We start from the raw sequence: 17,694 nt of genomic DNA on the forward strand, positions 1-17,694 counted from the left end.
ATTCAGGACTTGAAGGCGCTCACGAGGCCTGCGGTGTGCCACCAGGGACAATCCAGTCTCACGGGGTCTGGTCGGGCGGCAACGGCGCAGGCACGCCCTCCCGGATGTGGGCGGAGAACGCGGGCGACAGCCCGTCGGCCTTGGCCTTGTCGTCGATATGCGACAGTCGCTTCAGTTCTTCGAGCGGCAAACGCGTATCGAGAGCCTTCTGGTCGTAGGCATAATCCGGGACATAACCGTTGACGATGAGCCGCCAGTCGAAGGGCAGGGCGTCGCCCACAGCCCGCACCATCTGGATAACTGCCGTGGTGCAGTTGGTCGTCAGCGAGTTGTAGAATTTCGGCTTTTCGGCAAGCGCGTTGGCGTCGGCCACATAGGCCAGCAGCAGTGCCCGTGCTCCGGCCGGGGAGATATTCATCCGATAGAGCTGCACGTCCTCGCCGCGCACGTTCGAGCGCACGCCGACCACGTCGCGCTCGTCGGCGGCGATGATCACAAGTGGATTGCTCTTGAACAGGTCGGCGATCGGAGAGAAAGCTCCGCCCTTTCGGCGCCTGACCTCGATCGACCAAGCCAGTTGCCGCCCGTCGGCAAACCCGAAGCTGACGATCATGTGGGCCATCAGCGGCCCCGACCAGTAGGACATGAACAGGTCGACCGTCCTGACCGTGCCGAGATCGTAGCTTCTGCTCTCCCAGTGCGGGGTGAAATCTGTGTCGCTCCGCCAGTCGAACGCCCGCACATCGCTGAGCGTAAGCTGGTTACCCTCGATCCTGCCCGTAACCTGACGCGCCACATCGGGCGCCCAGTCTGCGGTGGACGGGGGCGTGATCGTTGTCCAGCAGGCAATAACAAGCACGGAGGCGACCGCGAATGCCGAAAGACATGAGGCTCGTCTGCGGCCGAACAGGCCAACGACCGTAGCAAGCCCGCCCAAGGCAAAGATACCGGCACAGACGGCGCGCCATACCTCTGGCAAGGGTAGACGATACCAGAGGGCCAGCGACGCCCATGCTGCGACGGCGACGACGAGCAGGATAAGCCCGAACAAAAGCAGGGCGCGGCCGATAGTCTTCAACGGTTTATTCCTCGCTACCGATGGGGTTTTTGCTGAGGAAAGTGGCGCCGATGTGGAGTTCGGCAACAGGGTGCGCAGGAAGATATCGCCACCGGCCATATTAATCCGGCCACTTGGTTCCGACAGGGCGAATTCGACGGGCGCCGGAGGTCGCTATTGCAAGCTTGCTGCGGATTGCGCCCATTGCATCGCAGCCTTGGCCATCGTCGCCAGATGTTCTGCAGCGGAATGGCCGGAAATCGTCTTGCGCGGTTTCAGGTCGTGATCGCCGTCTTCGAGCCAGAGCAACTCGATGCTGTCCGACAGGTCATAGTGCAAAACCTCGTTGCGGCTGCCCAGAAGATCGCGCGTCCCCTGGCAGATCAACGTCGGCGTCCGCAACTGCCGCAGATGAGCAGTCCGCAGGTTGTCCGGCTTGCCCGGCGGGTGGAAGGGGTAGCCGAGGCAGAGGAGGCCGATGATCGCCTTGTCGTCATGGAGTTCGTCGGCGATCATACTGGCGACCCGTCCACCCATCGATTTCCCGCCGATGATCAGCGGACCCTGAGCCCCGAGTGCCGTCGCCGCCGCGCGATATTCCTGCATCAGCATCTCTGCCTTCGGCGGTGGCCTGCGCACGCCTGACATCCGTCGGGCTGCCATGTAGGCGAATTCGAAGCGGGCGACCCTGAAGCCGGCTGTAGCCAACGCATCTGATGCCGCCGACATCGAGCCCGAATCCATCGGTCCGCCGGCACCGTGGGCGAGAAGTATGGTGTAGGGGGCGTCGGAGGCGCCGGATAGCATGAAGTCCGGGATGAGAACTGACGTCACGGTGCACCTCGGCTGATTAGGGGGACGATACGCCTTACGGTAGGCAGGGGTTTCGTGTCCACTACCAAGAAAAAGGCCCCCGCTCGAAAAGCGAAGGCCTTCGTGAACCAGCCGCTAGAAGCCGTGCATCGGCTCCGGACAGCGCGTTGATATTACTTGGCGAGACGGAGTTTGAGCTGGGCGACGCCGGCTGCAACATTCAGGCCGGTACTGGTTTCGCCGCTAAGCGGCTGCAGGCCGAAGTTCTTGGAAGAGCCGCCTACCAGCGCGTTCGCGCCGAGGCCGATGCCGACCGAGGCGCCTGCGGAAGCGCCGACATAGTTGCCGGCCAGTGCGCCTTCACCGGTGCGGGTCGGGTTGACGTTGTAGACGAGCCAGCTCAGGTACGCCTTGCCGGTAACGCCAATATCGATGCCGAGCTTGCCGATCGAGCCGACATAGTGTTCGGCCTTGCCATTGCGCTGCTTGAATTCACAGCTGACAGCCTTGCTCGATCCGAGAATCATGCCGACGCCACCGGCGACCGTGCAGGAAAGCGTGCCAAGCCGCTCCTTCGGCTGGGTGGCGACAACGCCGGTGCCCTTGTGCCTTGGCGCAGCATCCGCAACGGAGGCGAATGCAACGGCGGCAGTGGCGGCGATGATGACAAGATTTTTCATGCGTAGGTCCTCAGTGATTGATGCCCCAAGAACGCAGCAGATCGAAGAAGGTTCAATCGTTTGCGTGGTCAGAGGCTGGCGTCTCTGGTCTAGCCGGCCAGCTCACCCGTCACGAACTGCGCCCGCCCCATGCCGAACGACCAGTCTTCATCGCTGTTTAATTCGCATCGCCAATAAAATCGTCCCACTTAAGTGATTGGACGGAAGCAAGAGCCAGTGTTTTCAGATTCGCGATCTTAACACTCATTGCTATCTGCTCCCGCATAACGCCAATATCTTTGGGCACAGTCAGCCCTCGCTGTGTTGCTTGTTTGATAGTGTCGTCTATTTTTGACAACAGAGAAGCTCCTTGCTCACTGTCCAATCTCGCAATTTCTCTGGTAAAATAGCAAACAGCGCGAAACGCTAGACTGTGGTTTTTTGCGTCGATTGCATTATCAATTGCTGCCAAATATCTTTCAACTCCGGATGAGTGGTGTCCTTCACGGAAATCTATGAGGCCGTCGGTGGCTAATAGGATGATCTCGTCTTCGCTATCGCCTTGCGCTGCATGTGCCCTGCTAATGAGTTGACGTGCATCATCGAACTTGCCCTGCAGTGCTTTAACTGCAGCTTGGTTATTGAGGAGGGTCTTATTTTTGGGGTTTGCAAGTAGTCCGTAGGCACCGATCATTGCGGCCCCTTCCAGCGCTTCCATGGAAACGCAACCGATGAACGTAGCTAAGATCGCTGGACGTACGCTAAACGGCTCGACTTTCCGCCAAGCTGAACACTCAAATATTGCATTTTCCCAGTCTGAGTTCTCGTATGCCATGTAGGCCGACGCCTCATGAGAAAGTGAGACATCTACGGTAACTTCTGCATTTTTGAAATCGGTCTTGTGCCGAGCTACCCATCCAATTTGCGCGATAGCGTTTTCGGTAGGGCTTAGAGAACCTTGCCGAAGCATGCGAATAGCTTGTTTTCGGGATCCGGCGTCGTATTCCATGCTTCCCATCTGGACAGCTAGCTCGGACAAATCCCTCGATGAGAAATTTGCATCTCCAAGGATAAATTTTGCCTTGCGCCAACCTGTTGGATCGCATCCAAATGCAGCCTGAACGGCGAAGAGCGCTGACCGAAGCCACGGATCAGAGAGCGTTAAGGGTGACTTCATAAGAATATTTTGAGCCTCGTCAGGCTTACCCATATGCATAAAGAAGCGAGTAGACGCACGAAGTACGTAGCGATCATCCGGACGAAGTATTAATGCCTTTTTAAGCAAAGATCGAGCAGGGGAAACCTGCCCTATGCTTGCATACAACAGCGCAGATTCAGCTAATCGTAACGCATCACGTGGATTTAATTCAAGTAGTCGTTTTCGCGTAGCTATTTCTACTCTAATCTGAGCCTCTTCAAATGGAAGATTCTTATCATCTCCGGTGCCCCGAGCCAGTACGCGACGCACGAAACTCAGTCTAGCGTCATCATAAAAATCTTGCTCGATCAACGACACCGCCGCGCGCTCGGCTCTAGGATCGTCAAGACGATCGGAAAGTAACGCGAGGCCAATAAGCTCCTCTGCATCCTCTGGCGAGCTACTCGCAATCCATCTGTCAGCAGCCCTCATAAACTCAGCATCAAGGAAGTGTGTTGCATCCCTTACAAGGTTGCTACGCAATGTTGAGGACTCTCGTGTCGCTGATCCAAGTTCCCCGAGTAGACGAGATTGCTTGATGGAGAGCCAACGAGGTATAGTTTGCCGATCTGACTGGTCGTCATTATCGATCACTTTAACTGGCCATCCGTTGTGCCACATCGGCGCGCTTTGCAAGTCGGTCAAAGACAGCGACATAACGCTCAAGAGAAAAGCGATTGCTTGCCGCGACCCTATTCAGTGGATGGCCGCGGAAGACAGGATCGGGATTGCACAACTCAGATGCGGCCTTTGTAAGATCCTCAGCAACTGACGGATCAAGGGAGCTGTGCAGTTCAGCGAGAAGATCAGTGAAGTGATGCTGAATTATTGGAAGTGCGGATACATAGCTGCCCATCCAGGTCCCGCGAATAGTCTGCGGCTTCTCAGAAGGAGCCAACCGCGAGACGAGCTGCTGGGTGCAACCGAAGCCGGTCGCGAAGAAAAATATCATGCTACCCAGTAGGTAAAGATCGCATCCCAAGCGTCGCATGGCAAAATCTGGGTCGATCTGTGTGTAGAGGATTTCAGGAGGAGCGTAGCCAAAATCCCCCGAGAAAATAAGCTCATCGTATGGACCGGCCGTGCCATCGCAGATCGCGCGGCCTAGGTCTGCCACTCGGAAGTCTCGCTTATCGCCAAACGCCAGCACGTTAGATGGTTTCAAATCTTGATGCGCTATCCGCCGAGAGTGAAGTTGCTGGACGCCTACCGCAATTTGGTGCATCGCATGGAGCCACCAAGATAGGCGATGTGCGTCGTTCACTTTCTGGACCCGTCGTCTTACATCGCCGTTTGCCAGTTCGAAAATCAGGTAAGGCGCGGTGTCTTGCAAGTTGGTGCCAATTGAAACCTGCCCGCTTTCGAGCGCGACCACGACGCGGTCCATCCTTTCACCCTCGCAGATTTTTAAAATCCGCGCTTCGAAACTATGGGCAGACGTTATTTGCCGGAGTTCCTCTAAAACGTCTACCGATCGCATAGCGGAGGTAAGGTCTATGGCCTTCAAGAAAGCGCGCCGCCCATCTTTCTCAACAATGTAAGGTACAGAGAAATTGCCGCCGGTGCCATTATATGCATCGCTACCAAGACCAGTTAAAGGATCCCATCCGACCGTTTCTACAACCTTCCATCCATTAGGTAACTGCACGCCTAGGAGTTTCCACGCACCTGCAAGGTGTTCAATTGTCATCTGTAACTCCACCGTTTCCCACGCTCGCAGCGGTTCTAGCCAACCCGAAATCCTCATTAACGCCGGACGTTTTAGCTCGCAGTTTCCGGGCTGTACGACATAATCACTGACAGCCTAGGAAACGATGCCCAGCCACTCCTCCAATCAAGAGCAACCGCTAGTCGCGCCGCAGGTGTCGCACTTCTCGCAGGTGCCATTGCGGACCATGGTGAAGTTCTGGCATTCGCCGCACATGCTACCGGTGTAGCCCTGCATGATCGAGCGGGTGCGGCGTTCGGCTTCCAGCTTCTTGGCATCGGCCTTCGCCGTTGCCGCTGCATCGGCTGCTTCGTCCGAGAACAAGGCAGTGTTTTCTTCCGCCATTTCTTCAGCCAGCTCCTTGGCGCGTTCGTCGTATTCGCGCTTGAAGGAGACGACTTCTGATGTCGAGATCGCGGCGATCGTTTCGAGCTTGCGCACCGCGCTGCCTGAGAACGCCGTGATCGTGGCGCCGCCGGACGATGCCTTGGCAGGGGCGGCGGTGGCAGCCCCCTTCGGCTCGTTGGTCTTGCCGACCAGCGTCGGCTTGTAACCACGCGTCAAACCCTTCGAGACGACATCCGCCTTGCCTTCCGACACACCGCGACCGAGCGAGGTGTTGTTGAAGTCCGAAGTGTCGACATGGGCGAGGTCATGACGGCCGAGATAGGAGACGGCGAGTTCGCGGAACACATAGTCGAGGATCGACGTGGCGTTCTTGATGGCGTCGTTGCCCTGGACGATGCCGGCCGGCTCGAACTTGGTGAAGGTGAAGGCGTCGACATATTCCTCGAGCGGCACGCCGTATTGCAGGCCGAGCGACACCGAGATGGCGAAGTTGTTGATCAGCGCGCGCAGGGCCGAGCCTTCCTTGTTCATGTCGAGGAAGATTTCGCCAAGGCGGCCGTCGTCGTATTCGCCGGTGCGCAGGAACAGCGTATGACCGCCGATCTTGGCCTTCTGTGTGTAGCCCTTGCGGCGGCCGGGCAGCTTTTCCTGCTCGCGGCTGACGCGCTCGATCACCCGTTCGATGATCTTCTCGGTGATGGTGACGGCCTGTGCCGCTGCCGGCTGCTGCAGCAGTTCCTCCAGCGCATCCTCGTTGTCGTCGTCGTCGATCAGCGATGCATTCAGCGGCTGCGAAAGCTTGGAGCCGTCGCGATAGAGCGCGTTGGCCTTCAGGCCGAGCTTCCAGGACAGCATGTAGGCGTTCTTGCAATCCTCGACGGTCGCGTCGTTGGCCATGTTGATGGTCTTCGAGATGGCGCCCGAGATGAAGGGTTGTGCGGCCGCCATCATCCGGATGTGGCTGTCGACCGACAGGTAGCGCTTGCCGATCTTGCCGCAGGCATTGGCGCAATCGAACACGGCCAGGTGCTCGTCCTTGAGGAACGGCGCGCCTTCCAGCGTCATCGCCCCGCAGATGTGGATGTTGGCAGCCTCGATCTCCTTCTTGGAGTAGCCGAGGTGGTCGAGCAGATTGAAGCCCATGTCGGCCATCTGCGCGTCGGTGACGCCCAGCGTGTCGCGCATGAAGTCGGCACCCAGCGTCCACTGGTTAAACACGAACTTGATGTCGAACGCAGATTTCAGCGCGCCGTTGACGGCTTCGATCTTGTCGTCGGTAAAGCCCTTGGCGCGCAAGCTACCGGGGTTGACGGCCGGTGCCTGGTTCAGGTTGCCATGGCCGACGGCATAGGCTTCCATCTCGGCCAGCTGGCTCTCGGAATAGCCGAGCGCCCGCAGCGCTTCCGGTACGGCGCGGTTGATGATTTTGAAGTAGCCGCCACCGGCGAGCTTCTTGAATTTCACCAGTGCAAAGTCCGGCTCGATGCCGGTCGTGTCGCAATCCATGACCAGACCGATGGTGCCTGTCGGTGCGATGACGGTCGCCTGGGCATTGCGGTAACCGTGCTGTTCGCCGAGCGCCAGCGCCTTGTCCCAGGCAGCCTTGGCATGGACGACCAGATCCTGATCAGGGTTTTCGGAGTGGATGAGGGCGACCGGGTTGATCGACAGGCCTTCATAGCCCGTTGTCTCGCCATAGGCAGCGCGGCGATGGTTGCGGATGACGCGCAGCATCGATTCGCGGTTCGGCTTGAACATCGGGAACGGCCCGAGCTCGGAAGCCATTTCCGCCGAGGTGGCATAGGAGACGCCGGTCATGATAGCCGTCAGCGAGCCGGCAATGGCACGCGCGTCGTCGCTGTCATAGGGAATGCCCGACGACATCAGCAGGCCGCCGATGTTGGCGTAGCCGAGGCCGATGGTGCGGTACTGGTAGGAGCGCTCGGCGATCTGGCGGGACGGGAACTGCGCCATCATGACCGAGATTTCGAGCACGACGGTCCACAGGCGGACGGCATGTTCGTAATCGGCGATGTCGATGCGCTTGGTGGTGGCGTCCTTGAACTGCAGCAGGTTCAGCGAGGCGAGGTTGCAGGCGGTGTCGTCGAGGAACATGTATTCCGAGCACGGATTGGAGGCGCGGATCGGGCCTTCAGCCGGCGAGGTGTGCCAGTCGTTCATTGTCGTGTTGAAATGCAGGCCCGGATCGGCAGACGCCCATGCGGCGTAGGAAATCGTTTCCCACAGGTCGCGGGCCTTCAGCGTCTTCATCACGCGGCCGTCCTTGCGGGCGGTCAGGTTCCAGTCGCCATCCTGTTCGACGGCGCGCAGGAAGTCGTCCTTGATGGAAACCGAGTTGTTGGAATTCTGGCCGGAAACCGTGAGATAGGCTTCAGAATCCCAGTCTGTGTCGTAGGTCTTGAACTTCAGGTCGGTATAGCCCTGGCGCGCAAACTGGATGACGCGCTGGACATAGTTTTCCGGCACCTGGTCCTGCTTGGCAGCGCGGATCTGGCGCTTCAACGCGACGTTCTTCATCGGGTCGAACGGGTCGTCCTTGCCGCCTTCGAGGCAGGCCTTCATGATCGCCGTCAGGTGCCGGGCAACGACCTTCGAGCCGGTGACGAGGGCAGCGACCTTCTGCTCTTCCTTGACCTTCCAGTTGATGTATTCCTCGATATCGGGATGGTCGATGTCGACCACCACCATCTTTGCCGCACGGCGCGTCGTGCCGCCAGACTTGATGGCGCCGGCAGCCCGGTCACCGATCTTGAGGAACGACATCAGGCCCGACGAACGTCCGCCGCCCGACAGTTTTTCGCCTTCGCCGCGCAGATAGGAGAAGTTGGAGCCGGTGCCGGAGCCGTACTTGAACAGACGGGCTTCGCGAACCCAGAGGTCCATGATGCCGCCTTCGTTGACGAGATCGTCCTCGACCGACTGGATGAAGCAGGCATGCGGCTGCGGATGCTCATAGGCCGACTTCGACTTGGTGAGCTTGGCGGTGAAGGGGTCGACGTAATAGTGACCCTGGCCGGGGCCATCAATGCCATAGGCCCAGTGCATGCCGGTGTTGAACCACTGTGGCGAATTCGGTGCGACGCGCTGAGTGGCGAGCATGTAGGCGAGCTCGTCGCGGAAGGCGAGTGCATCGTCTTCCGACGAGAAATAGCCGCCCTTCCAGCCCCAGTAAGTCCAGGTGCCGGCAAGGCGATCGAAGACCTGGCGGGCGTCGATTTCGGAACCGGTCTGTTCGTCCTTCGGCAGCGCCTTCAGGGCCGCCTCATCGGGAACAGAGCGCCAGAGAAAGGAAGGAACATCGTTTTCCTCGACCTTCTTCAGGCGAGTGGGCACGCCGGCCTTGCGGAAATACTTCTGTGCCAGGATATCGGCAGCGACCTGGCTGAACTGGGCAGGCACATCGATGTTCTCGAGGCGGAAGACGATCGACCCGTCCGGATTCTTGATTTCGCTGATTGCCTTGCGGAATTCGACCTCCGCGTAAGCACTCTGACCGGGCTTGGTGAAACGTCTTTCGATGCGCATCTGGGTCTACCTCTTTTGGGGTGCGCCCAACCTTGAACGGGGGCGCGAATATGGTCTTCCGGCATCGCGTTTCATCGCGCCGCCAGTGTTCATCCCGTCTCGTACAGGAGTCGTCATCCGGAGATGCGCTTCTGTATCTTGTGGAGATTGTGGCTGCAAACACTAAATATAGTATTAAACAGACAATTTATCCAGTCCCGTGTGTTGCACAGCAGCGCTTTTCGCAATCATCGGAACTGCCCTCGAGAAGACGCCTGTCATGGGCGTCCAGCGCGATTTGAAACTCGATTTTTGAAAAGGAACCGGCCTCGTTACAATATCCGGTCCGTCACCGCCGTAACGTGGTCTCATTAAGTTTGAAACGAGCCGGGTCGTCAAGTGCTGGTTTTTAATGTTCGGCTAACCACAATATCTTGTGGGTGAGCCTGTGGAAACTGGGGGAAACGAGAAAGCCCCGTAAAGTCAGACGCTTGCGCGGCGACCTTGCTATCCGGCTATCGATAAGCGGTTCCGCCGCCTGCCATATAGGCCGAAAAAACGACAAGATTTCCTTCGTTGCAGAAAGGTCACTCGGTAACGTGCCAAGGGCCAGAAGTGGCAGCGATTCGCGTCCCAAAATGCCAACAATTGCCGAGGCTTGAAGGTGTCGCCATCATCGGTCGCGTGAGCAAGGGAAGGCGACGGGGCGGCACAGGACATTCAGCCGCCGGGCAATCGTTCCGGCGGCTTGATTCGCGGGCGACGTCCGGGTTCGGGAACGTCGATAGCCGTTCACAGACTTGCGAGACGGCGACGCACGAGGCGCGACGTGGCCGGTTGCGCGGGAGCCGGCCTTGCGAGATCAGCCGCGCGTGCCCTTGGCGATCGGCTCCTGGTAGCTGAAACCCATGTCCCAGGGAAAATAGATCCAGGTATCCTGGCTGACCTCGGTGATGAAGGTGTCAATCACCGGAACGCCCTTGGGCTTGGCATAGACACATGCGAAATGCGCGTTCGGCAGCATGGCGCGGACCTCTGCGGCCGTTTTGCCGGTATCGGTCAGGTCATCGACGACAAGCACGCCTTCGCCGCCTTTTTCCAGCAGCGCCGGCGTGATGCCCTTCAGCACGGCCATTTCACCCTGGGTGACGTAATCGTGGTACGACGCGATGCAGACCGTCTCGATCAACCGGATGTTGAGTTCTCGTGAAATGATGGCCGCCGGCACGAGGCCGCCGCGCGTAATGCAGACGATGGCGTGGAACTCACGGTCGAGGCCGGCAAGCCGCCAGGCGAGCGCCCTTGCATCGCGGTGAAACTGGTCCCAGGAAACGGGAAAGGCTTTATCGGGGAGGGACATGGATCTTGGCTCCGGCAGGCACGGGGATGACGACGCGCCGGGGATCACCGACGACCGCAGGCAGAGTTTCCGTCACCGCCGGGCGAGGCCCGGTCCCGAAACGCAATTCGCGCAGCGAAAGCGACTGCGCGAAAAAGGTCCCGAAGGGGATTTCTGCTTTTGGTCGTCGTTATTAGCGGGATTTGCCGCCAAAACGCAAGAGCAGGCGGTATCGGCCTCAGCGCGACAGCAGGGTCAGCGCCGTCATCGATTTCAGCATGGTCTTGGTCGTCCCGCCGAACAGCATCTCCCACAGTCGCGATTGGGTATATGCGCCCATCACCAGCAGGTCGATGCTGTCATCCGCCAGCCGCTTCTCGATGATCTGCGACGCAGACTTGTCAGCGCTTTCCGTTGTCGTCAGCGTCGCCTTTATCCCCCGCCGCACAAGCGCTGCCGAAATATCGGCACCGGTTACAGGCGCGTTGTTGCGGTTGTCGGCCGGATCGATTGAGAGGATCTCGACAGAGTCCGCAGCTTCCAGGAAGGGCATCGCATCGAAGGTGGCGCGGGCTGCTTCCTTCGAGCCGTTCCAGGCGATCAGCACGCGCCTGATCGGGTTCGGAGCCTTGAGGATATAGGGTACCATCAGCACCGGGCGGCCGCTTTCGAACAGGAAGCTTTCCACGTCGACATGTCCGTCGGAAGGATGGGCCGGGTCCGGCTGGACCGCGATGATCAGGTCGGCGCTGCGGGCCGTTTCGATGATGGGCTGCGAATCATAGCCGGCCGAACTGGCAAAGCTGCGCCATTCGAACGACCCGCCGCTGGCCGTTGCCTTGGCATGAAACAGCTGCTCGATAGTCAATGCCTCGCTACGGGCCATGTCCTGCAGCGCCTGTACGGCGATCGGGTCCGGGATCTCCATCGGTGCCACCATCGGTACCGGCGAAACGATCTCGGCGTGAAGGCCGATGACATGGCTGTTGTTTCCAGCCGCCAGCGAGAACGCAATATCGGAGGCGATGCCGGCACTTTGCGGCACGTCCAGAATGGTGACGATGGTTCTAAAGGCCATGAGATCTCCTTGGGTCATGAATGGACGTCGCCGTCAGGTGGCGATTTAAGCCGCCGGACGAAGCGCGCCCTAAGCCTCTGCCGAATGGTTTTCCTCGACCTTTGCCTTGCGGATGGTCTCGATCATCTGTCGTACTTCCTCGGCAGCAGCCTGCATCGCCGCCTCGGTGCGCGCCCGCACGACGATCTCGGTCGAGAAACTCTGGCCGAGATAACGCGGATAGGAGCCAATGCTCGTTTCCGGATGAGCCTTCTGGATAGCGCCGAGCGGTGTGCCGATATCGCCCTCGCCGAACGGACAGGCAACCGCCGTCGACAGCATCGGCGTGCCCGTGCGCAGGGTCGGAATGACATTGTCCAGCATGGCCTGGAACACCTGCGGCACGCCGGCCATCACATGCACGTTGCCAATGGTAAAGCCGGGTGCGGTCGAGACCGGGTTGGCGATATGGGTTGCGCCGACGGGCATGCGCGCCATGCGCTGGCGGGCCTCGGTGAACGGCATGTCGCGGCGCTCGTACATGGCAGCCATCAGCTTCATGGCTTCGGCATCGTGCTCGCAGGGAACGCCAAAGGCCTTGGAAATAGCATCGGCGGTGATGTCGTCGTGGGTCGGGCCGATGCCGCCGGAGGTGAAAACGTAGTCGTAGGTGCCGCGCAGCGCATTCAATGCCGCAACGATCGCGTCTTCCTCGTCTGCGACGATGCGAACCTCCTTGAGGTCGATGCCCGAGAGCAGCAGGATGTCGGCGAGGTGGCCGATATTCTTGTCTTTTGTCCGGCCGGACAAAAGCTCGTCGCCGATGGCGAGCATCGCGGCGGTGATGATTTGGTCTGTCATAACAGTCTTTGCCTTCTCTCAACGGTTCCGGCGAAACTTACAGCAAAACGCGCCGTCGGGAAGACCCGGATTCAATCGCAAAAAATGAACGCAAAGGAAAATCGTTCAATATAAATGAACAGTCCGTATCTGGCACCCTATCTGGAACGGAGCCCGCCGTTGGGCTAACTGTCGATCATCAGCACAAGGATGCTGCGAGGCACGAAATATGCTGTTCGAATTCATCAAACGCATTCTCTCCGGTTCGCCGTCTGCGGCGCCGTCAACACTCCCAGCAAAGGAAGAGAAGAAAATGGCCAAGGTCCTGGTTCTATATCATTCCACATACGGTCACATCGAAGCGATGGCTTACGCCGTTGCCGAAGGCGCAAAGTCGGCCGGTGCCGAAGTTGTCGTCAAGCGCGTGCCGGAGCTGGTGTCAGACGAAGTCGCCAAGGCATCGCACTACAAGATGGACCAGGCAGCACCGATCGCCACTGCGGATGAACTTGCCGAATACGACGCTATCATCGTTGGCGCCGGCACCCGCTTCGGCACCGTCGCTTCGCAGATGCGCAACTTCTGGGATCAGACAGGCGGCCTGTGGTTTGGCGGCAAGCTGGTCGGCAAGGTCGGCTCGGCCTTCACATCGTCTGCCAGCCAGCACGGCGGACAGGAGTCCACCATTCTCGGCTTCCTGCCGACGTTCCTGCATCACGGCATGGCTGTCGTCGGCCTTCCCTACAGCTTCGCCGGCCAGCTCGGCACCGAAGAAGTCAAGGGCGGCTCGCCTTACGGCGCAACGACGATCACCAACGGCGACGGCTCGCGCATGCCGTCTGAAATCGAACTCGAAGGCGCAAGATTCCAGGGCGCCCACGTGGCAAAGATTGCTGCCAAGCTCGCCTAATTTTCACTCGTGAATGATTGGAAAGCGCGGCCGTAAGGTCGCGCTTTTCGCGTGAAATACAGATGCGTTGAAAGATCATATGGTGCGGACGACGGGGGTCGAACCCGTACAGCCAAGGCCGAGGGATTTTAAGTCCCTTGCGTCTACCAGTTTCGCCACGTCCGCCTGCCTTTCAAATCAACGAGTTTGACGATTCCGTCAACCCGGTGATCTCGGATATCGGTACGCAGGAGAAGCTACTGGCTCGCCTTCTCCTCCCGGACGCCTCCTCAGCCGGCGACCAGGAGGTCCGGAGTCCATCGCGCCCGGATGCGGTTGAAGGCGTAGCCCATCGCCACGCCGGCAATCGCTCCGCCGCCCTTGACGATGGCGTCGTGCAACCGCGCATGGCGGGTTGGCGAAAACTCCTGCAGGAACTCGAAGCCGAGTGCGCCTGCGACCAGAAGAACTCCGATCGATTTCCAGTGGCGTGGGTAGGCCAGCACGAAAACAAGACCGGCAAGCGCATAGGCGCCGGCTCGGTCGATATTGACCGTCGTCAGCGTATGCGGCCTGAGGTCAATCGGCGAAACAGTGGAGAAGAGAATAAAGGCGAGCACGAACCATGCCGCGCCCTTCAGGAGGATTCGTGTCATCATACCGTCATAATAGGCAGGCTCACGGCGGAATAAAGGCTTGGCATCCACACGCCAAAAGGGGCGGTCTAAAAAAGACGAAGCCCGCCAACCCGGATACACCAGGCGCGTAGCGGGCCTCTAACCATCATCATGATGGCTTGCCGTATAGAGTGCACCGCGCGAGTAGATGTCAATCCAAAGAAATGAGGGGTTGAGCCTTGTCGTCCGCGACGATTCTTTCGGAAGGGCAGTATAAGAGCGCCTCATCGCTGAAAAATCGGACATTGCCTGGCCTCGGACGAACAAAGAGACTTTATCTCGACAGCCGGCCTGTGTCATAGCCAGACGCTTGAAACAACGAAGGACGTTCAGACTTTGAACACACGGGATGTCGACAGCGCGCAGGAAGCCATGCGGGAGATTTTCCCCGCGACGCCGCTGCAATTCAACGAGCATCTCTCCGCCCGCTACGGTGCCGATATCTGGCTGAAGCGCGAAGACCTGACGCCGGTGCGCTCCTACAAGATCCGGGGTGCCTTCAACTTCTTCCGAAAGCAGATGGCAGCCGGCGGTACCGGGAAAGTCTTCGTCTGCGCCTCGGCCGGCAATCATGCGCAAGGGTTCGCCTTCGTGTGCCGCCACTTCGGCGTGCCCGGTGTGGTTTTCATGCCGGTGACGACGCCGCAGCAGAAGATCGAGAAGACCCGCATATTCGGCGGCGAATTCATCACCATCAAACTCTTCGGCGACTTTTTCGACCAGTGCTACCAGGCTGCGCGCGATTACGTTTCGGCCAATGACGGCTTCATGGTGCCGCCATTCGACCATGCTGATATCATCGAAGGCCAGGCGACGGTGGCGGCCGAAATCGCGGCGCAATTGCCGGACGGCGTGCTGCCGGATCTGGTCGTCATGCCGGTCGGCGGCGGCGGACTGGCTGCCGGGATTACGGGCTATTTCAGCGATGTCCTGCCACCGTCGGCGTTCCGATTTGTCGAGCCGGCCGGCGCTCCCAGCCTTCGTCGCTCGATAGAGGCTGGAAGCCTGATGACATTGCCGAAGGTCGATAATTTCGTCGACGGGGCGGCGGTTGCCCGCATTGGCGATCTGAATTTTGAAGCATTGCGAGCTTTCCCCGCCGATCAGGTGATGCTGATGCCGGAGAACGCCATCTGCGTGACAATCATCGATATGCTGAATGTCGAAGGCGTCGTGCTCGAACCGGCGGGCGCGCTGGCAATCACCGCACTCGAGGCGATGGATCGCGACGCCATCCGTGGCAAGACCATCGTTGCCGTCGTGTCCGGTGGCAACTTCGATTTCGAGCGGCTGCCCGACGTCAAGGAGCGCGCCATGCGCCATGCGGGCCTGAAGAAATACTTTATTCTGCGGCTGGCCCAGCGGCCGGGCGCGCTGCGCGACTTTCTCAATCTGCTTGGCCCTGACGACGACATCGCCCGCTTCGAATACCTGAAGAAGAGCGCTCGCAATTTCGGCTCTATCCTGATCGGTATAGAGGTGAAGAATGCGGACAGTTTCGCGGTGCTACGGCAGAATTTCGAGAATGCCGGACTTGGCTACGAAGACATCACCGACAATGAGATCCTTGCAAACCTGATCATATGACTATCTGCGCTTTCAGGCTGCGGTCAACCAAGAGGCAAACAATGGCGTCCTTCTTCTCAACCATCCTGTCGATGTTCACCGGTGCCGGCGGGCCCAAGGCCGACGCCACAAAGGCGGGGGCGCCAGCCGCCTCGCAGACTTATCAGGACTGCCAGATTTTCGCAGTGCCCCAGCGGGAAGGTAGCCAGTTTCGTCTGGCCGGTCGTATCGAAAAGCAGGTGAACGGCGAAATCCTGGTGCGCAACTTCATCCGCGCAGACGTCTTCAGTTCCGTCGATGACGCGGTCGAGACCACCTTCCGCAAGGCACAGCAGATCATCGACCAGCATGGCCCGTCGCTGTTTGCCGATGGCGAACCTAGCCGCCAGGTCTGAGTCGATCCGCGATTTCACCAGTGGCGGATGAGGGACTTGCTCGCCCGTCATCTGCTAAAACAATATTTTACGTTATTAACAAAAGTTCGCAGGAGCGGGCGGGGATCGGCTCCGTCCACAGCATTTCTGCCAGTTTTGCACTTAAGCGCCGCTTTTCGCTACTCTCTCTTCTTGCGTAGCCCCGTTCAGCGTTAACATCGTTGCGTCAAAATACCGGATTCGACTGCAATAGACTTGGCGGAACCTCAGCAGTCCTATATTTCAAACTTAAACGGTCGTTGTGCAAAAGCACGTTTAAGAGGCGAAAGCGGACAATGCGATGAGGGAGCTTAACCTGGCTTTGTTCGTGCTCGAGGCCGTCGCCTATTTTGCGATCATGGTGACGCTCCTGCATTTGCGGCACCGCATCGGGCTCGGCGTCTTCTTGACGGCACTCGGCGTCATGCACTTCATGGAAACCTACCTGGCAGCCGTCTTCTATGTCGAACTGCCTTTCGGCGTTGTCTCTCCCGGCTCCTCGGTGTTTTTCGCCGGCAAGCTTATGATGATCCTGATGCTTTATATGCAGGAGGATGCGGCGATCGTTCGCCAGCCGATCTACGGGCTCTTCCTCGGCAATTTGCTCACGGTGACGATTGCCTGGGCGGTGCAATTTCAGATTCCCGCCGTACTATCGCCGGGCCGCGGCACGGATTTCGCTTTTCTTCGGGAGATGGGCTGGCTGATGATCTGGGGCACGGCGCTGCTCTACATCGACGCCATCGGCATCATCCTGCTCTATGAGAAGCTCGGCCGTTTCATACAGCGCTGGGTCGTGCTGCGCTTCATGATCGCGGGCTTCGTGCTGCTGACGTTCGACCAGATCGGCTTCTTTGCGGCCCTGCATTATTTTGCCGGCGTGCCGATGACTGCCTTCTGGAGCGGCTGGATCGGAAAGCTTCTCGCGGTCCTGATCTATTCGGGGCTTTTCGCGCTTTATCAGCGCGGCATACGACGACATCTGGCGACCACCGCGCATCGCTCGGTACTCGACGTGTTCCACGACCTGACGTTTCGCGAGCGCTACGACGATCTCGTCTCTCGCAGCGGCCGCGATCTGCTGACGGGTACGTTCGATCGCAACCGCATGGAGGTCGAGGGGCCGCAGATACTGCGCGACAGCCAGAAACGTAACGAAACCATGACGCTGCTGCTGATAGACGCCGACGAATTCAAGGCGGTCAACGACCAGTTCGGACATCTCGAAGGCGATGGCGTTCTGAAGGCGGTCGCCGCAGCAATCTCGAACGCGTTGCGCCCGACCGACCGGCTGTTCCGGTTCGGCGGCGAGGAATTCGTGGTGCTCTGCACGAGGACCAACCACGCCGAGGCACTGCTTCTGGCCGAGCATCTGCGATGGCAGGTGGCGGAAACCATCCGCAACCCAGGGGGCAAGCCCATCACCATCAGCATCGGCGTTGCAACGTCCGGGGATGATGCCGCAAGCTTCAACGGTCTGCTGGCAATCGCCGACGACCGGCTTTACATGGCCAAGAACGACGGCCGCAATCGGGTCGTCGGCCGCGCCGGCTGGAAGCCGCTGGGCTGACGCCGGCGTTGCGCTGGGTGTTCCGACGGGCACCA

At 59.2% G+C, this 17,694-nt stretch carries 14 protein-coding genes and 1 tRNA gene; 4 read left to right on the plus strand and 11 right to left on the minus strand.

What is annotated here, in order from left to right; genetic code table 11:
• Window positions 1-58: 58 nt before the first annotated feature.
• The 9 genes from PR018_RS05710 to PR018_RS05750 all read right to left on the minus strand — a co-directional run bounded on the left by PR018_RS05710 (window position 59) and on the right by PR018_RS05750 (window position 12,565).
• Window positions 59-1,078, minus strand: coding sequence for an Lnb N-terminal periplasmic domain-containing protein (locus PR018_RS05710; protein ID WP_224128468.1), 1,020 nt, complete (start codon window positions 1,076-1,078; stop codon window positions 59-61).
• A gap of 153 nt (window positions 1,079-1,231) precedes the next feature.
• Entirely contained in the window at window positions 1,232-1,864 is a 633-nt protein-coding gene (locus PR018_RS05715) for an alpha/beta hydrolase family protein (protein ID WP_142823569.1), read from the minus strand.
• 179 nt (window positions 1,865-2,043) lie between these two features.
• A complete protein-coding gene (locus PR018_RS05720) occupies window positions 2,044-2,550 on the minus strand; it encodes a DUF992 domain-containing protein (RefSeq protein ID WP_142822302.1) in 507 nt (168 codons plus the stop codon).
• Between the two features lie 157 nt (window positions 2,551-2,707).
• Window positions 2,708-4,210 carry a tetratricopeptide repeat protein gene (locus PR018_RS05725; RefSeq protein ID WP_142822303.1) on the minus strand — a complete coding sequence of 501 codons (1,503 nt, stop codon included), beginning with the start codon at window positions 4,208-4,210 and terminating at the stop codon, window positions 2,708-2,710.
• A 112-nt stretch (window positions 4,211-4,322) separates the two neighbouring features.
• Window positions 4,323-5,417, minus strand: a complete 1,095-nt coding sequence (locus PR018_RS05730) for a protein kinase domain-containing protein (RefSeq protein WP_161990920.1) — start codon at window positions 5,415-5,417, stop codon at window positions 4,323-4,325.
• Window positions 5,418-5,561: 144 nt separating this feature from the next.
• Window positions 5,562-9,329 carry a vitamin B12-dependent ribonucleotide reductase gene (locus PR018_RS05735; RefSeq protein WP_142822305.1) on the minus strand — a complete coding sequence of 1,256 codons (3,768 nt, stop codon included), beginning with the start codon at window positions 9,327-9,329 and terminating at the stop codon, window positions 5,562-5,564.
• 841 nt (window positions 9,330-10,170) lie between these two features.
• Window positions 10,171-10,668: a xanthine phosphoribosyltransferase gene (gene gpt / locus PR018_RS05740; protein ID WP_142822306.1), complete on the minus strand. Its 498-nt coding sequence runs from the start codon at window positions 10,666-10,668 to the stop codon at window positions 10,171-10,173.
• 217 nt (window positions 10,669-10,885) lie between these two features.
• Window positions 10,886-11,725, minus strand: coding sequence for a universal stress protein (locus PR018_RS05745; RefSeq protein ID WP_142822307.1), 840 nt, complete (start codon window positions 11,723-11,725; stop codon window positions 10,886-10,888).
• 69 nt (window positions 11,726-11,794) lie between these two features.
• The gene (locus tag PR018_RS05750) at window positions 11,795-12,565 is read right to left on the minus strand and encodes a competence/damage-inducible protein A (RefSeq protein ID WP_142822308.1); all 771 of its coding nucleotides are present in this window, start codon (window positions 12,563-12,565) and stop codon (window positions 11,795-11,797) included.
• A gap of 292 nt (window positions 12,566-12,857) precedes the next feature.
• On the opposite strand from PR018_RS05750, the gene wrbA reads away from it, so the two are divergent.
• Window positions 12,858-13,454, plus strand: coding sequence for an NAD(P)H:quinone oxidoreductase type IV (gene wrbA, locus PR018_RS05755; RefSeq protein WP_111220820.1), 597 nt, complete (start codon window positions 12,858-12,860; stop codon window positions 13,452-13,454).
• Between the two features lie 80 nt (window positions 13,455-13,534).
• Here wrbA and PR018_RS05760 read toward each other — a convergent pair.
• Both PR018_RS05760 and PR018_RS05765 read right to left on the minus strand, forming a co-directional pair.
• Window positions 13,535-13,619 (minus strand) — tRNA-Leu (locus tag PR018_RS05760).
• A gap of 104 nt (window positions 13,620-13,723) precedes the next feature.
• Window positions 13,724-14,089 (minus strand): VanZ family protein, encoded by a 366-nt coding sequence (locus PR018_RS05765; protein WP_224128470.1) that lies wholly within the window; start codon window positions 14,087-14,089, stop codon window positions 13,724-13,726.
• Window positions 14,090-14,446: 357 nt separating this feature from the next.
• Between PR018_RS05765 and ilvA the strand changes: the two genes are divergently transcribed.
• The 3 genes from ilvA (at window position 14,447) to PR018_RS05780 (ending at window position 17,659) form a co-directional block, all read left to right on the plus strand.
• Complete coding sequence (ilvA, locus tag PR018_RS05770) at window positions 14,447-15,697, plus strand: threonine ammonia-lyase IlvA (RefSeq protein WP_142822447.1); 1,251 nt, start codon at window positions 14,447-14,449, stop codon at window positions 15,695-15,697.
• 41 nt (window positions 15,698-15,738) lie between these two features.
• A complete protein-coding gene (locus tag PR018_RS05775) occupies window positions 15,739-16,071 on the plus strand; it encodes an HlyU family transcriptional regulator (protein WP_142822448.1) in 333 nt (110 codons plus the stop codon).
• Between the two features lie 319 nt (window positions 16,072-16,390).
• Complete coding sequence (locus tag PR018_RS05780; protein WP_142822449.1) at window positions 16,391-17,659, plus strand: GGDEF domain-containing protein; 1,269 nt, start codon at window positions 16,391-16,393, stop codon at window positions 17,657-17,659.
• Window positions 17,660-17,694: the final 35 nt, after the last annotated feature.

Origin of the sequence: Rhizobium rhododendri, from assembly GCF_007000325.2 — a bacterium.
GTDB classification, from domain to species: Bacteria; Pseudomonadota; Alphaproteobacteria; order Rhizobiales; family Rhizobiaceae; genus Rhizobium; species Rhizobium rhododendri.

Coding starts and splice junctions, on each gene's coding strand:
- PR018_RS05715 (WP_142823569.1), bottom strand. CDS start 1,864: ATGCTATCCGGCGCCTCCGACGCCCCCTACACCATACTTCTCGCCCAC.
- PR018_RS05720 (WP_142822302.1), bottom strand. CDS start 2,550: ATGAAAAATCTTGTCATCATCGCCGCCACTGCCGCCGTTGCATTCGCC.
- PR018_RS05730 (WP_161990920.1), bottom strand. CDS start 5,417: ATGACAATTGAACACCTTGCAGGTGCGTGGAAACTCCTAGGCGTGCAG.
- PR018_RS05735 (WP_142822305.1), bottom strand. CDS start 9,329: ATGCGCATCGAAAGACGTTTCACCAAGCCCGGTCAGAGTGCTTACGCG.
- gpt (WP_142822306.1), bottom strand. CDS start 10,668: ATGTCCCTCCCCGATAAAGCCTTTCCCGTTTCCTGGGACCAGTTTCAC.
- PR018_RS05745 (WP_142822307.1), bottom strand. CDS start 11,725: ATGGCCTTTAGAACCATCGTCACCATTCTGGACGTGCCGCAAAGTGCC.
- PR018_RS05750 (WP_142822308.1), bottom strand. CDS start 12,565: ATGACAGACCAAATCATCACCGCCGCGATGCTCGCCATCGGCGACGAG.
- wrbA (WP_111220820.1), top strand. CDS start 12,858: ATGGCCAAGGTCCTGGTTCTATATCATTCCACATACGGTCACATCGAA.
- PR018_RS05765 (WP_224128470.1), bottom strand. CDS start 14,089: ATGACACGAATCCTCCTGAAGGGCGCGGCATGGTTCGTGCTCGCCTTT.
- PR018_RS05775 (WP_142822448.1), top strand. CDS start 15,739: ATGGCGTCCTTCTTCTCAACCATCCTGTCGATGTTCACCGGTGCCGGC.
- PR018_RS05780 (WP_142822449.1), top strand. CDS start 16,391: ATGAGGGAGCTTAACCTGGCTTTGTTCGTGCTCGAGGCCGTCGCCTAT.